The organism is Aquabacter albus, assembly GCF_040049275.1.
Lineage (GTDB): Bacteria > Pseudomonadota > Alphaproteobacteria > Rhizobiales > Xanthobacteraceae > Aquabacter.
Genome location: NZ_JBDZDT010000012.1, coordinates 81,790 through 98,142 on the forward strand (window position 1 = coordinate 81,790; position 16,353 = coordinate 98,142).

The window sequence follows — 16,353 nt, forward strand, 5'->3', positions numbered from 1 at the left end:
GGATATCATGCTGCCCTTCAACTCAGAAGCCTTGTGCCCACCTCAACATAGCGTCGCATCTGTACGGTCGGGTGTTGGGCGGCAGCATGCAAATCGCGCATTCGCCGTTGCAAAGGCGAGCTGTCATAAAGGGCAGCAGCGCCCCCAAGCGAAAAGCACATGTCAGCGATTTGAACACACCTGTTGGTAACCCAGATCGCGCTCTGAACGCCTTCCACATGCAGTGTCGCATCATCTAGGGACACAGTGAGAGCGTGGCGCCATTGACGTGCAACCTGGTCCCGGAAATACGCGCGTGCTGCGCGCAGATCGGCATCCACACGGCCGAGTTCACTTCGAAACATTTCACTCTCCCGCATCGGTGCGGTTGCCTTCTCCTGTTGCCTGCCCCCCTTCGCTATCGCAACGATGTCATCGAAGGCGGCTTCGGCGATTCCGAGAGAGACAGCAGCATGCAGGAGCGGGATGAACAGTTTCAAAGTCTTGTAGAGTGGCCCCGGGACGCATGACGTCTGCTTTTCTGAATCGAAGAAATTCTTCTCCGGAACCGCCACACGCTCGATGGTGATGTGATGGCTTCCCGTGCCCTTCAGTCCTGCGGAGTGCCAGGTATCTTCGATCTGCCACTCCGAGGCAGGCAAGGCGAAGGAGCGGGTTGATCCGGGAACCAGGCTTCCCCCTTCGGTAACAACACAGGCGCCGACGAGCCAGTCGGCATGTTGGCAGGCACTGACCAACGGCCATCGGCCGCTCACATGCCAGACGCCACACCTAAGCTCGGCAGTCCCTATTGGCTGGACCGATCCAGCAACGATGACATTCGGGCCATTGCGATAAACGTCGTCGTAGGTCTGGCGCGGCAACAAGGGCGTAAAAAGCGCGCCGGCGAGAGCAATCATAGTGGTCCAGCCGAGCGATCCATCGATTTTCGCGACTTCGCGCAAGATTTCCAGTCCCGCCGGAAAATCGAGCTCCAGCCCGCCATGGCTTCGCGGCACAAACAGCCGGTATACGCCGATCGCCTTCAGGCGTTCCACTACGTCGATGGGTATTCGGCGCTCGCGTTCGATGTCGTGGGCGCGTGTGGCGAGCACGGGGCCTATTTCGCAAACGGCGGCGAGCAGGCTAATCGCCGGCTCGGTCATCGACATCATCTGATGTAGGTTCGAGTAAGCTCGCGGCATCTCGCTCTCATGCCCCATTTCACGCTCCTCCACATCGGCTATCTCTGCCTGTCCGCCGCCACGATGCACTGGACGCGACCAACCTTGCCCGTGTCCGGTCGGCCGCCGCGAGTTGGTCGCTCGATCGGGATGTTGCGAACCACTGCACAGCCCTTTCACCAGGCCAGCGGCCTCGCTTCTACCCAAAGGAACAGTGGTACCCGCATCCATTGCTGCAAGGCATTCCGCCCGTCCCGCTGCTCCGGCAGAGGTTCGCGCAAGGCGGTGATCGCCAGCCCGGCGCCCGCTAGCGCATCCACATAGGTCTCCAGCGGCTGTGACCACCATCCGGTAAAGCGGACGCGCACGCCGTCGAGCTTCTCCTCGCCCTCGAAACGCTCCCGCCCGTAGTACGTGCCGTCCAGCACGAAGGGGGCGTCCGGCGCAGTGTTGACGAAGCGACCGCGATTGCGGAAGGGATGCACCAGTGACAACACGAGTCGCCCGCCTGGCCGCAGCACCCGTCGGATCTCCCTCAGCACGGCCGGCACGTTCTCAACGTCCATCAGCATATTGTAGGCGACAACCAAATCGAACCGATCACTATCGAGCGGAAGCGCGGCGGCATCTGCGACCGCGTAGTCGTCGGCCGACTCGGCCGCGGCGGCGGCGGCCACCATCGCGTCCACCGCGTCGCAGGCGGTGACGTGATATCCCAGCGTCTTCAACTCACGCGACACGCGCCCTTCGCCGCAGCCCACATCAAGCGCCGCACCGTTGCCTTTGCCGATGAACCCGGAGAGTGCACTGCGATAGGACCAGAATGCATCATGGTCAGGCAGGCGGGCCCAGGCGATCCATTCGTCTGCTACGGCGGACCAGTAGTCCCGGTCGACGGATCCCTTCGACATCGATCGCTCCCTGATGGCGGGTGTCAGTTCAAAAATCTGTCTGTGAAGACCTTTGTGCGCGTGATGCCGGCTTGCCGAGCGTCATTGCCCGGCAAGCCGGCATCAATGATTACGCGCCCTTCTCGGCATTCGTGGCGAGATGTGCCAGCAGCGTCATGAGGCGGATGCCGCTGGCTAGGCTGTCCGGATGGATATTGAAGTCTGCCGTGTGCTCGCCGGACCGGCCGAACTCGTCCTTCGCGACGCCGAGGCCGAAATAGAGCGCCGGCAGCACCTGCGTGTAATAGGCGAAATCATCCGCGAACATGCCCCGCCGAGACCGCACGTCGAGGGCGCCGGGCCAAATGAGCTGCAACGGCGGCACGATCCTGGAGAAAAGCTCCTCGTCGTTCCGCATGGACGGAGTGGCCTGCCGGAGCGACCATTCATAGCTCACGCCATGTAACACCGAGACAATGGTGTCGGTGATGATCGCCTCCAGCGATCTCTCGCCGGGCGGCGCGACGCGGAGGTCCTCGAACGCCCGGATCGTGCCCACGAGCTCGGCGCTTCCGGGCAAGGTGTTGGAGGCGCCGGAATCGGCCTTCAGGCTCGTGACCGACAACACCATCGGACGGTTCGCCAGATCGAGGCGCCGCGCCGGCAACGTGGTGAGAGCCTCGACGAGCCGGGCCGCGAGCGAGGGGATATCGTCACCCGCATAGGGAGCCGCGGCGTGGGAGCCTCTGCCCTCGATCACCAGCCTGAAATAGTTGCTGCCCGCAAGCCGGGGGCCGGAGGCGATGCTCACGATCCCGAGCTGGAGGGGGGGAGAGACGTGGAGTGCGAAGGCCTGCTCGACGCCGAGGCGGGCGATGATGCCTTCTTGGATGAGGTCGTCGGCCCCGCGGCCGATCTCTTCCGCCGGCTGGAACACGAGCACGATCCTGCCCGCGAACCAGTGGGGTTGGGCGTGGACCACGCGCGCCATCGCCAGGAGCATGGCGGTGTGCGCGTCGTGGCCGCAATTGTGCATGAGCCCGTCGATCTCGGAGCGGGGATTGTGATCGTGCGGCTCGACGACTCCGGGATCTAGGGGGCGCGCATCGAGCTCGGCGCGGATCGCAATCACGGGTCCCGGTCGGCCCGTGTCGTACACGGCGATCACTGCGGTGGGCGCGCTCTGCGAGGGGAAGATCGAGAATCGTCCGAGCGCCGAAATCTGCTCCGACACATAAGCATGTGCCTTGTACTCGGCATGTCCGAGTTCCGGGTTCCGATGCATGTAGGTATAAGCCGCCTGCGCAACCGGGAGCGCCTTTTGTATCTCGTCATCGAGCGCGCTGAGCGAGAAGATAGTCTCGCGACTGAATAATAAGGGCTCATAGACGGCTGTCTCGTTCATGCTCATGGCCGTTCCTCCATCGGATTGAGGGCGATCGCTGTTTCCAGGACCATGGCTGGCATGTGGTCCATTCTCTCTACATCGGCGCCGCCGTCCGGCAGCGCGGCAAGCGCATCGGCGACGCGCCGCCCCTTGATCACGCGAGTGCTGTCGATCGCCGCCAGCGGAACGAGGACGAAGGCGCGATCGAACAGACGCCGATGGGGAAGGGTCAGTGTCTCCGTTTCGAGTTCGACATCGCCGTAGATGAGGATGTCGACGTCGATCACCCGCGGTCCCCATCGCACACCGCGCACACGGCCCTGATCGGCCTCAATCCTCTGGCACCGGCCCAGCAACTCCAACGGAGAGAGGCGCGTGCGGCCGATGGCGCAGGCGTTGACGAACCAGTCCTGGTCAGTCTTCCCCCATGGCGCGGACCGGTAGAACGGCGAAACGGTGATGATCGAGATATCGGGCTCCGTTCCGAACCGCTCGATCGCGCGCCGGAGGTTCTCAGCCTTGTCGCCGACATTGCTACCCAACGAGAGCGTGAATTCAGTCATGGCGCCCCCGCACACTCAAAAAAAGAAAATGCCCGGGATCATATTGGCGCATCTTCACGGTGGCGAGGCTAAGGTTGCCCTTCTTCCGGAGAACAGGCGCCACGTCGAAGCTTTCTATTGCGTATTTGCGTCGTTCTTGTCCTTTTATCTGGTCGAGTTTGTCAATCTTATTCCGTAAGATATATAGAATTAGTACGAATATTATCGTAACAACTTGAATCTGTTCCTTATTTTTTCCAAAATGGTCTCTCTCTGGTCGCCCGTCTCGCGCGGGCCTTGGGCCGTAACATCGAAAAATTGGAAGAATGACGTGATGCGACGCGACGCGCTCGATCCCAGTCTGGCTCTGGTCCTCTCGAAACTTGGAAGCCTCATCGATTGGGAGAACAGGGATCGGAGAGGCGGCATGCCGGTCGTGCTCGATCCGCTGCGCGATCTGCTCGATCGTGTCGGCAACCCTCAGCTCGCCTTTCGCACCGTGCACGTGGCCGGCACGAAGGGGAAGGGCTCCGTTGCCGCCCTCATCGAGGCTGGGCTCCATCGCGCGGGCTTGAAGGTGGGACGCTTCTCCTCGCCCCATGTTGAGAGGGTCACGGAACGCGTGACCTTCGGCGGGCATGAGATCGACGAGCGCTCGCTCGCCGCAGCCCTGGAACGGGCATGGTCGGTCCGCGAAGAGGCCTTCCGGCAAGGCGGGCCGGGGTATGCCGTCACGCGGTTCGATCTCGAAACCCTGGCAGCCATCCTTGCCTTCGCCGAGGCCGGTGTCGATTGGGCGATACTCGAATGCGGCATGGGCGGCCGCTCCGATTCGACCAACGTCGTCGACGGGGAAGTAGCAGTCCTCACCAATGTCGGGCTGGAACACACTGCGATCCTCGGCACGACGCATACCGCGATCGCCTACCAGAAGGTCGGCATCCTCAAACGGGGTGCGACGCTTGTCACCGCGGTGGAGCCGGACGGTGAGGCCGGAGCAGTCGTGCGTGCTGCAGCGGAAGAGCTCGGATGCCCTATCGTGTTTCGTCCGCCGCGACCCGGAGAGGCCATAGCCGAGATCAATACCGGGCTCGCGCAGGCGGTGCTCGACGAGCTTGGACGTCGCGGGGTGTCGATCTGCCGGCCGGATCTGCCGCCCGGCCCGGTGGCGGGATGGCTCGTTGATGCGGAAACCCGCCGTGCCGCGCGCCTGCCGGGCCGCATGGAGCGGTTCGATCTGCCGCTGGCCACCGTGGCGAACGGTCTTGACTATGCGCCGCGAGCCTTCCTGCCGGTGATCCTGGATGGCGCACACGTGCCCTTCAACCTCGAGGCCGTGCTGGCCGACCTCGGCAACATGGCCGACCTCGCAGGCCCCTGCGCCGTCGTATTCGGGCTCGGGCGCGACAAGCAGGCACGCGAAATGCTGAACGTCCTCAAGCCGCACGCCAGCATCGTGATTTGCACCCGAACCACCTCCGGGCCGCCCTCCTACGAGCCCTCCGAACTCCGCAACCTCGCCGACAGCCTCGGGCTCGCCGCCGTGGTGGCGGCGCACCCTGGCGATGCGGTTGCAAAGGCTTCCGCCTTCGCCGCCGCGCAAGACTGGATACTTGTCACCGGGTCCCTGCACGTCGTCGGCGCGGTGCGGCCGATCCTTCACCGGCTGGTGACCCCGCGGCCGGACCAGCTCTGAAGCGCGGCGCCGGGTATCAGCCGGCGATCTGCGGCGCATGCTCAAGACCCGGGCACACGTCGTCCGCCCCCTCCAGGATATAGCGATCTGCATCGAAGCTGCCGGTCGCGGCGAGCACCACGGCGCGGATCGATGCTTCCGCCTTGAGCAGCATCTCCTCGAACTCGCCCTGCGGCGTGGATTGCGCCACGACGCCGCCACCGACGCCGATGGAAAGGCACCCGTTTGTCTGCACGATCGTGCGGATGACGATGCTGAGCTCACCTCCTCCGTTATTGCCGAACCATCCGAGTGCGCCGGAGTAGATCCCGCGGGCGCGCTGCTCCAGCCGGTCGATCAACTGGAGCGTGCGTACCTTCGGGGCGCCTGTCATGGAACCGCCGGGAAACGAGGCGCGGACGAGATCGACGATCGAGCGCCCATCGCTGAGCCGCCCTTGTATGGTGCTGACGAGCTGGTGCACGGTCGCATAGCTCTCGATGTTGCAGAGTTTCGGAACGACGACGCTGCCGGGTTCGCAGACCCTGGACAGATCGTTGCGCAGCAGATCGACGATCATCACATTTTCGGCTCGGTCCTTCTCACTCGTGCCGAGCCGCTGGGCAAACTGGCGATCGAGCACCGCGTTGGCATGCCGCTTGATCGTGCCCTTGATCGGCTTCGCTTCGACCTGGCCGTGCGCATCGGCGTGCAGGAAACGCTCCGGCGATGCGCTGAGGACCGCGCCACCGGGCCACCGCAGGAAGGCCGCATAGGGAGCCGGATTGACACGCCGGAGAATGCGATAGAGCACGAGCGGGTCCATATCGACCGCCGCCGTGATCTCGTTGGTCAGGCAAACTTGGTAGGTCTCGCCTTGCCGGATCCATTCAAGGCACTGATCGATGTCGGCGAGGTAGGTGGCGCGGTCCCGGTCCAGCCGGAAGTGGATGGGCTCCGTGCGCGCGCCCATCTGCGGTGCCGGCACCGGCTCGATCTGCGCCAGGCGCTCCGCCATAGCGTCAACCCAGAGGCGGGCGTCCTCGAGCCCGGCCCGGTCCCCGACCGAAACCACATAGGTGCGGTCGTCGCGGTGATCGACCGCTACGAAACGGCCGACGCGCAGGAGCAGCGCGTCTGGTGTCTCACTTTTCCGCAACGTGTCACCGCCGCATTCGCGACCGAGCTCATAGCCGAGCCAACCCACGTATCCGCCGGTGAACGGGCAAGGCGGCGGGTTCTCCACCGTTGCGGGGAGGCTATGGTCGAGATGGTCGAAGACGCTCGTCTGTTCGTGACGGCGCCCGCTAGCATCCAGGACATCGAGATGCTGCGCGACGGCGTCATACGTGTAGAGACCAGCGCCGGGGCCGCTCGCGTCTCCAAAATAGGACCATCGCGAACGCCCCGCCTCGATCAAGCTGCTGTCCAGCCAGAAGGCGGTGGAGGCGGTGCCGAACAGTCGGACAAATGCCGCCTCAGCATCGATGGCGTGCGGAATCTCCTGCCAGATGGAGACCGATGCCGAAGCGGGCTGCGATGCACGGCTCTGCGACAGGCGACCGTTCCATCCCTCCGAGGTCCGCCGCGGCGCGGCACGCCGGGTCATATTCCTGAAGTTCTCAATAAGCGTCCGGCCGTGCTCGGTGATGATCGATTCCGGATGGAACTGCACGCCCCAGAGCGGCCGGATCCTATGCGCGAGGCCCATGATCAGGCCGTCGTCGGTCCAGGCGGTCTCCATCAGGCTGCCGGGAAGCGGACGATGGGCGATCAGGGAATGATAACGGGCCACTGCGATGGGCGAGGGAATGGAGTGAAACAGGCCAACGCCGTGATGGGTCACCCGGCTCGCCTTGCCATGCGTCGGTGAGGGCGCGCGTACCACCGCGCCGCCGGCCATAGCGGCGATGCCCTGATGCCCGAGGCATACGCCGAGGAGCGGGCGGGCGCAGTCGGAGATGAGCCGCGCACAGATGCCGAAATCAATGGTTCGGTCCGGTCGGCCCGGCCCCGGCGAGATCACCACATTGTCGAACGACCAGCGATCGAGTTCTGCCCACTCGACCTCATCGTTGCGAATGACGATCGGGTCTTCCTGGTTCACGACCGCCAGAAGATGAACCAAGTTATGCGTGAAGGAATCGTAGTTGTCGACGACGAGCGTTTTCATGGCCAGCCTCGATGCCGTACCTCAGATGCCACACGGGCGAGGCGATGCCGGACGCGAGGATTGCCCGACATCGCAGCCGATGCCTTTGACCATATCGACCGGCCCGCGCGTCCCGGGCCACTGACGGCCACGGATCAGCCGCGCAGGAGTTTGAAAGCTTCGGCGCGCATCGCGGCGTCTGTTTCGAGCACGCCCTTGGACACAACTGTTAAAGTAGCGCTATTCGGCGCGCGGACGCCGCGCATGGCCATGCAGAGGTGCTCCGCCTCGATGAGCACGAAGACGCCTTTGGGCCGCAGCGCATCCCACATCGCCTCGACGATCTGGGTGCTGAGACGCTCCTGGAGTTGTGGGCGGCGCGCCAACGTGTGCACGACGCGGGCAATCTTGCTCAGGCCCGCCAGCCGGCCGTCCTGTGGCAGATAGGCAACGTGGGCCTTTCCGAAGAAAGGCAAAAGGTGATGCTCACACATCGAGAAGAATGAGATGTCCTTGACGATGACGATGTCTTCGTGCCCGTCGGCGCAAAATTGCGTCGTAAGATGCTTGCGCGGATCTTCGTTAAGACCGGAAAATATTTCGAGATACATCTTTGCGACACGGCGCGGGGTTTCCCGCAGCCCTTCCCGGTCTGGGTCTTCACCCAAAGCAATGAGCGTCTGCGTGACCGCATCCATTATTTTTTTCTTTACGTCGCGATCACGATCGATAGCGATGGCTTCGCTACGTGTCATTTCGAGAACATCGTGCACAACACACCTCCCGTTGGACCAACCGCCCACGCCACCGAACGTCACACGCAACTCAGTTTGCTGGTTCACGGCTTCGAGCGAGGCCGCGAATGGCAAGCTGTGTCAGGGTAAACGCACGCGAATCCCGCTTGGTAGTGTTCCTATCTCCCAACTCCCTCGGCCAAGACCGGCAGCTGCGAAGCTGGTGAGCGAACGCTACATACTTAAAGGCAAGACATCATAAGTGAGTGCGGGTGTGCGATCGGTCACGGATTCAACTCATGGAGCCTGCAGAGAGAAGAATTGGATGGAGGTGTTGTTGGGCGGCTAAATAAGGCTTTCCCGCCGTCTTACATTTATAAACGTTCATCTTGCGGGGTCAGACGAATTCCATGTTGTGTGTGAGCCTCATCTTGGGTTGGTGTGCTATCAGGAGCGCAGCCAAAGCGCGCGACGGTCACGACGCGGTGGAGCCAAAAAAACCGCTGTGAGCCGAGCGACATCGCCGCCCTTACACCAGCGTTCGCGATCCCGAATTTTTATCCGGCAGGTGGAAATAGACCCGCTGTTGTCGGGTAAATGCCAGACCCGGCGGCGCTTTGCCCGCCATCGGCATGCTTGGATCAGCCGGCAAGAAGAAAAGGTCGAATTTTTTTCGCCTGCGACGCAATCTGTGACCCATCTGTGAGTCAGCCGGGGTGACCTATCCCTTAGACGTAGCCCTTCGGAAACGAACCGCAGCGTTGAGGGTTGCCCATGCAAGGAAGGCGAAATGTGATCCGGCAGGGCTTCTCGGCCGGGCTTCTTGGAAGCGCGGCTTGGCTCGTCGTGCCGGCCCCGGCGACGGCCCAAATCTGCTCGCTACAAAACAATGTCTATACCTGTAACTTTCCCGCCGGATCCCACTCTTCCGAAATATCGTTCACCGGACCGAGCAACAGCGACGGAACTGCCGCGCCCATATCCGTGACGACTGCGGCCGATATCACCGGCACGGCGGCGTCTAACGAGGGTTCTGCACTAAACATCTGGGCCTTTGGGTCGGGATTTACCGGTGGTGGTGACACCTCGGGCATGGTGATCACCAACACGGGATCGCTGACGATGACGCCAGGGGGACAGAATCCCGTTGCTGGTGCCATTTATGGGCTGTCCGCGGCGATGTACGGCGGCAAGGACAATCCCGGCGGCAATACCTATGTGAGCGCTTCGCCTCTTCCGACGCCGTTGACCATCACCAATTCCGGGCCCATCGCCATCAACTTGCAAGGCTTCGGGATATGGGGTGGAACCGCCCTCTACGCGCTGGCGCAGGGAGGTGACGGAAATGGTGGCAACCCTCTCGGGGGGGGGAGTTCGGGCGGCGCGAGCATCACCAACAGCGGCCCAATCTCCGCCTCGGTCGGCGTCCAATATCAATACAGCGGAATCGAGGCGCTCGCGCTGGGGGGCAACGGGGCGTCCAACGGAAGCGCTGGATCCGGCGGCAACAGCGGCACCTCGACGGTCGTCAACTCCGCTCCGGTCAACGTCAATCTGACCTGGCAGAACCCCATTTCCAATTGGGGCGTGTACGGTGTCCTGGCGCAGTCGGTGGGTGGAAATGGTGCCGTTTCCAATGGCACGGGCAATGGCGGGGACGGTGGCTTCGGGTTTGCCGCAGCGGTTACTCTCACCGCGGGTGGTAACGTGAGCGTCGTGGAGAACGGCACTCCCCCAACGGCGGCGTTTTCCCCTAGTCCCAGCGCCGGCGTCGCGGCGGCAATCGTCGGCGGTAACGGAGGGCAGGGGGCGAGCGGCGAAAGCGTAAGTGGAGGTAATGGCGGATACGTCAGCGCCGCGCAAATCACGGTCACGGACGCGAATGTCACGACATCCGGGAACCTGCTGCCCGGCCTCTTGGTCCACGAGCTGGGGGGCGCGGGCGGACTGGGCGGTGACCCCAACTGCAGCTTAACGTGTCAGTCCTACCAGAACGGCGGCAACGGCGGGGCCGCTGGCCCGGGCAATGGCAACAATGCCGCGACCATTCAGGTCACGACTGCCACGCTACCGGTCACCATATCGACGGCCGGCACCAGTTCACCGGCCATCGTGGCGCTTGTCCAGGGGGGAGCCGGCGGGGCGGGCGGATACGCGAATGCTCTTGGCTCAACCACTGGCGGCAATGGCGGAGCCGGCGGCAGCATCAACGGACCCATCTCCATCCAGCTTACCGGGTCGGCTCAAAATCCGCTCAATCTGACGACTTCGGGCAACACCTCGCCCGGCATCTCGGCCCTGAGCGCCGGCGGCGCCGGCGGCGATGGCGGCTGGGCCCAGAGGGACGGCCATGACACCGTTGGTGGCAATGGCGGCAGCGGAGGACCGGGTGGTGACATTACCGTCTCCCTGGCTTCCACCTCCATTACGACGTCCGGGACCACGTCTCCAGGAATTGTCGCCCAGTCTCAGGGGGGCATGGGCGGCGAGGGAGGCGAGGCCAATGGGGGCCTGGGCTCGGGCACGGGCGGTAACGGCGGGGCCGGTGGCAGCGCGGGTAGCGTGACAGTCACGCTGGACGCCGCCTCTTCGATCAACACTTCGGAAACCGATTCCTCGGGCATCGTGGCACAGAGCCTCAGCGGCGCCGGCGGCAACTCCTTCGGAGCTGGCGGGACTGCCACCTGGGGAGGCAATGGTGGCGCCGGCGGCAGTGCAGGCAATGTGACGGTTGAGAATAGTGGCTCGATCAGCACGAACGGCGCGACAGCCCGTGGCATCCTGGCGCAGTCGATGGCGGGGACCGGCGGATCGGGGGGATCCACGGGCATCGGCTTCTACAGTAATGGCGGCTCGGGGGCATCGAGCGGTCAAACCGGCCAAGTTAATGTTGGGAATGTCGGGTCGATCACGACCGTCGGAGCAAATGCGGAGGGCATCCTCGCGCAGTCCATCGGCGGTCCAGGAGGCGCCGGCGGGCAGGCCTCGGGCTTCGTTGCGGTCGGCGGTAGCGCCACCACCAATCCGCTTGCGGCCGACGGGAACACCGTGTCGGTCAACAACTATGGCAACATCACCACGAGCGGCCTCTCCGCAATCGCAGTCTTAGGCCAGTCGATCGGTGGCGGTGGCGGCGATGGCGGCGGCGCGTCGGGTGTCGAGGTCAGCGTCGGCGGCAGCGGCGGGGCCGGCGGCAGCGGCGGGTCGGTCAGTGGCGGATTCAACACCGGCTCGAGTATCACCACATCGGGCGACGTCTCGCCCGCCATCGTCATGCAATCCATCGGCGGCGGCGGCGGGAATGCGGGCAATGCCAGCAGCAACGGGCTGTTCACATCCGTCAGCGTCGGCGGCAGCGGGGGTAGCGGTGGTAACGGCGGGTCGGTAAACCTCATCAGCTTCTTTTCTGCCATTACCACCATCGGCTCCAAATCACCGGGCGTCGTGGCGCAGTCGATCGGCGGCGGCGGCGGGGCGGGCGGCGCGGCTTTCGCCGGCTCGGTGGGCGCAGGCTTCTCGGCCGCGGTGGGAATCGGCGGCTCGGGCGGGACGGCCGGAAACGGCGGTTCAGTTGCGTACACCCTGCAGGGAGGCTCGATCGCCACCGGCCAGAATCCGCTGCTGATGTACGGCAATGCCGGCGGCACGCCGTGCCCGTCGTTGCCCTGCAACCTCCTTCCGGTCGACGACTTCGGCGTCCTGGTCCAGAGCATCGGCGGCGGCGGCGGTCTCGGCGGATCGGCGATGGCACAGGCGGTCGCGGTCTCGATCCCCGTTTCCGAGGCCGGCGATCAGATTGCGGTGGCGGCATCCGTCGCCATGGGCGGCAGCGGTGGCGCCGGCGGAGCGGGCGGGGCTGCGCAGTTTGCGCTGTCCAACGGAGGCACGATCACCACCATGGGCCAGGGTTCCACCGGCGTGCTGGTCCAGAGCATCGGCGGCGGCGGCGGCACGGGCGGCGATTCCTCTTCGGTCGCGGCAGCGGTGGGGTATGGTCAGACTCTGCCCGAGGGCGCGAAATCACTGTCCCTGACGGTGGCATTCGCGATGGGGGGCAATGGCGGTGCAGGCGGCTCCGGCGACACCGTGAACTTGGCGCTCGGCGGCACCGTCGTGAACGGCAGTTTCTCGCAAGACCCATCCGGCAGTGCTCCGACCTCCATCGTCACCTATGGCGACTTTGCGGACGGGGCCCTCCTGCAGTCCATCGGCGGCGGCGGTGGCAATGCGGGGTTCGGCAGCACCAATACCCAGGCGTTCGGAAGCGGCAACAACACGTCGGTCAGCGTGACCCTGGGCTCGACGGGCGGCACCGGAGGCAATGGCGGCGATATCTGGGCTTATCTCTTCGCGGGAAACGGCATCACGACCTACGGCTCGGGGGCGATCGGTATCGTTGCGCAGTCGATCGGCGGTGGCGGCGGGGCGTCGCAGGGTGGTTCCGTCAGTGCCGGCCAGACGTTCTCTGTGGGCAACAACAGCTTCCGCCCGGGGGTGAAAATAGGCTTGGGCACCACGGGCGGCACCGGCGGCGATGGCGGCAACGTCACGGTATCAGCGCAGGCACCAATCACGACCCATGGCGGGGATGCGACGGGTATACTGATTCAGTCGATCGGCGGCGGCGGCGGCCTCGGCGGATCGGCCGGCTCCGACGCGTCGGCGGACAATCCGGTGGTCGCCGCGCTTGCAGCGCGTGAAGCGCAAAGCAATATCCAGAGCTACTTCCAGGGTAGTCCGGGTGTCTCCGTCGATGCCACCTTCTCCTTCGCCATCGGCGGCCAGGGTGGAACAGGCGGCAACGGCAACTCCATCTGGGCGGGCCTCTACGCGCCCATCACGACGTCAGGGGACTGGGCCAGCGGCGTGGTCGCGCAGAGCATCGGTGGCGGCGGCGGCAAGGGTGGCTCGGCCGCGGCGAGCGGCACGGGAGGGCTTCCCGAGGTCACGATCAATGTCGACATGGCCGTCGGCGGGCAAGGCGGGACCGCCGGCAACGGCGGCCCGGTGACGATCTATCTGGGCCAGGGCAACCAGGGCGGTTCCTGGGACAACAATACGAGCATCACCACGGCTGGATTTGGCGCTGCGGGCATCATCGCCCAGTCGGTCGGCGGTGGCGGCGGCATCGGCGCCGACGGCTCCGATAGCGCGACGGGCCTGCTCTCGGTGGGTGGGACCCTCGGCAGCTCGGGCGGTTCCGCCGGCAATGGCGGCACGGTCACGCTCAACTACTACAACCCCGATACCACCACCATCACCACCATCGGCCAGGCGGCCGACGGCGTGATCCTGCAATCGATCGGCGGCGGCGGCGGCGCCGCGGGTGCCGGCAGCAGCCTCTTCGGCGGGGCCTTCAAGCAATCGGGGACACTGACGCTCAACGCGGGGGGCAGCGCGGGGGCCGGTGGCGCCGGCGGCGCGGTCACTTTCGCGCCCTCCAGCGGATCCGACACCCCCCTCGTCATTTCGACGACCGGCAACAATTCCTTCGGCATCTTGGCGCAGAGCATCGGCGGCGGTGGCGGCCTCGTGATAAGCCAGCCGAGCTCTACGACTTCCCCCAGCTTGACGATCGGCGGCGGCACGTGGTTCGACGCGCCGAACAACTATGGCGGGGCCGTGACGGTCACGTTGGGGAGCCAAAGCACCATCACCACGGCGGGCATCGGTGCACACGGCGTCGTCGCACAATCCATCGGCGGCGGCGGCGGCGTCATACGCCTGGTTGACCTCTCCGGCGACACTCCGGCGCTGACCACGGACTTGTCCTCTATCGCCAAATCCATTCCGGGCAACGGCATGGGCGGGGACGTGACCGTCGAAGCCGATGGCAGCATCGCCGTCACCGGCGCGGGCGCGGTCGGCATTCTCGCGCAGAGCGTCGGCGCCGGCGGCGGGCTCATCGCGAACGGCAATACGATCTATGCGGGCTCCCCCAACCTCTACGCCTCCGGTTCCAGCGGCCAGGGGGGCGCCGTCACGGTGACGACGAACGGCCCCGTCTCGTCCACCGGTGCGAACGGGATCGGCATCTTCGCGCAAAGCACGGGCTACACGGCGCATGCGAATGGGCAGGTCAGCGTCACCGTCAATGGCAGTGTGATGGGTGGCAGCGGCACCGCCGCCACGCCCACCCAGCCCGGCAGCAGCGCCATCCAGATCGACAGCGGATCCGGCAACCAGGTGACCGTGAATTCCGGCGGCTCGCTCAACACGATGTCCGGCACCAGCGGCACGGCCATCGTGCAGACGGGAGGCGGGACCACCAATGTCACCAATTCCGGCACGGTGACGGGCGCGATCTACCTGGGCGGTGGCACGTTCACCAACACCAGTAGCGGTGTCCATAACACCGGCGCGGGCGCGCAGGATAACGTCGTCAACCATGGCGTCATGAATATCGGCCTGCCCCAGGAACTGCGCGCCACCCGCATTACCGGCAACTTTACGCAGACCGGCAGCGGCCAGCTCGGTGTGACCATCCACTCCCTTCTCAAGGCTGCGGACCAGCTGGACATCGACGGGGCCGCCTCCATTGGCGGTGTCATCGTTCCAACGGCCATCACGCTTCTTCCGGGGACGGTGCCTGTGGTGACTGCCAGGTCCCTGGCCTCCACGGCCGATGCGCAGGATTCCCTGCTGTTCCGGTGGGATGCCTCGCAGTCCGGCAATGCCCTCTCAATCACGCCCAACTCGACCTTCACCCCGGCGGGCGTGCCCCTCAACCGCAGCCAGGCCTCGCTGGCCAATTATTTCTCTGAGGCCTGGGCGAATGCGGACACCGCCTTCGCCGGCCAATTCGCGTCGATGTCGCAGATCACGACGAGCCAGCAATATACGGTGATGCTGAATGCATTCTCCGCCCAGGACATTGAGGCGCAGTCGATCGCCCTGGCCAATAATGCCGGAGCGATCCTCGGCGCCTCCATGAGCTGCCCGGTCTTCGTCGATCAAAGCGTGCTGCTCAGTGAAGACAATTGCGCCTGGGCCACCATCACCGGGCGCTGGACGAACCAGGGCACCACCAACAGCACCCAGGGATACAACGTCACCACCGCGGGTTATCGCATCGGCGGCCAGCATGAGGTCGCGCCCAACTGGTATCTCGGCGGCTCCCTGGCCTATGGGGACACGTCCGCGAACATGGATGGCGGCTCCACGGGCGATGGCTACACCGTGGATGGCTCTCTTGCCCTCAAGCATACCATGGGCCCCTGGTACTTCGCCGGTTCGGTGGCTCTGGCTTACGGCTCGTACGACACCTACCGCGCCATCAACCTTCCAGGCCTCACCCAGGTTTTGGAGAGCAATCCCAGCATTTTCCTGGCCGGTGCCCGCCTGCGTGCCGGCTACGAGTTCACCTTCGGCGACTGGTATCTCCGGCCCTACGGCGATCTCGACGTGGTCTATACGGACCTGCCCGCAGTCCAGGAATCGGGAACCTCGCTTTACGCGCTGAACGTCCAGGGCAGCAGCCAGACGAGCGTCGCGCTCTCGGCGATGATGGAATTCGGCGGACGGGTGAATCTGGATCGAGAGACCACGCTTCGGCCCTATGTGAGTTTCGGCGTCAGCTACCTGCCGGAGAATACCCGGGCCATCGCGTCGAGCTTCGCCAACGAGACCGTCAATAACGGGACGTTTGTGGACTATATCGAAACGCCGGAATTTCTCGGGCGGATCGACCTCGGCCTGCAGGTCTACCGCGCCAACGGCTTCGAGCTGAAGGTGGGATACACCGCCGATATCGGCAATTCCTACCTCAGCCAGAGCGCCAATGCGCGGTTCGCCTATCACTTCTGATGGG

The 16,353-nt window shown here is 64.7% G+C and carries 8 protein-coding genes; 2 read left to right on the top strand and 6 right to left on the bottom strand.

Features of this window, described 5'->3' with window-relative positions; genetic code table 11:
- Positions 1–17: 17 nt before the first annotated feature.
- From ABLE91_RS25760 to folK, 4 genes are all read right to left on the bottom strand, one after another.
- Positions 18–1,154, bottom strand: coding sequence for an acyl-CoA dehydrogenase family protein (locus tag ABLE91_RS25760; protein WP_348935407.1), 1,137 nt, complete (start codon positions 1,152–1,154; stop codon positions 18–20).
- 185 nt (positions 1,155–1,339) lie between these two features.
- Positions 1,340–2,074: a class I SAM-dependent methyltransferase gene (locus ABLE91_RS25765; RefSeq protein WP_348935408.1), complete on the bottom strand. Its 735-nt coding sequence runs from the start codon at positions 2,072–2,074 to the stop codon at positions 1,340–1,342.
- Positions 2,075–2,183: 109 nt separating this feature from the next.
- Positions 2,184–3,458 carry a M20 metallopeptidase family protein gene (locus ABLE91_RS25770; protein WP_348935409.1) on the bottom strand — a complete coding sequence of 425 codons (1,275 nt, stop codon included), beginning with the start codon at positions 3,456–3,458 and terminating at the stop codon, positions 2,184–2,186.
- A 2-nt stretch (positions 3,459–3,460) separates the two neighbouring features.
- Entirely contained in the window at positions 3,461–4,003 is a 543-nt protein-coding gene (gene folK, locus ABLE91_RS25775) for a 2-amino-4-hydroxy-6-hydroxymethyldihydropteridine diphosphokinase (RefSeq protein WP_348935410.1), read from the bottom strand.
- A gap of 406 nt (positions 4,004–4,409) precedes the next feature.
- Between folK and ABLE91_RS25780 the strand changes: the two genes are divergently transcribed.
- A complete protein-coding gene (locus ABLE91_RS25780) occupies positions 4,410–5,678 on the top strand; it encodes a bifunctional folylpolyglutamate synthase/dihydrofolate synthase (protein WP_348935411.1) in 1,269 nt (422 codons plus the stop codon).
- A gap of 16 nt (positions 5,679–5,694) precedes the next feature.
- Here ABLE91_RS25780 and pabB read toward each other — a convergent pair whose 3' ends face one another.
- Together pabB and folE are read right to left on the bottom strand one after the other, a co-directional pair.
- Entirely contained in the window at positions 5,695–7,830 is a 2,136-nt protein-coding gene (gene pabB, locus ABLE91_RS25785; protein ID WP_348935412.1) for an aminodeoxychorismate synthase component I, read from the bottom strand.
- Between the two features lie 134 nt (positions 7,831–7,964).
- Positions 7,965–8,582 carry a GTP cyclohydrolase I FolE gene (gene folE / locus ABLE91_RS25790; protein WP_510182000.1) on the bottom strand — a complete coding sequence of 206 codons (618 nt, stop codon included), beginning with the start codon at positions 8,580–8,582 and terminating at the stop codon, positions 7,965–7,967.
- Positions 8,583–9,635: 1,053 nt separating this feature from the next.
- On the opposite strand from folE, the gene ABLE91_RS25795 reads away from it, so the two are divergent.
- Positions 9,636–16,349: a hypothetical protein gene (locus ABLE91_RS25795; protein WP_348935413.1), complete on the top strand. Its 6,714-nt coding sequence runs from the start codon at positions 9,636–9,638 to the stop codon at positions 16,347–16,349.
- Positions 16,350–16,353 lie beyond the last annotated feature (4 nt).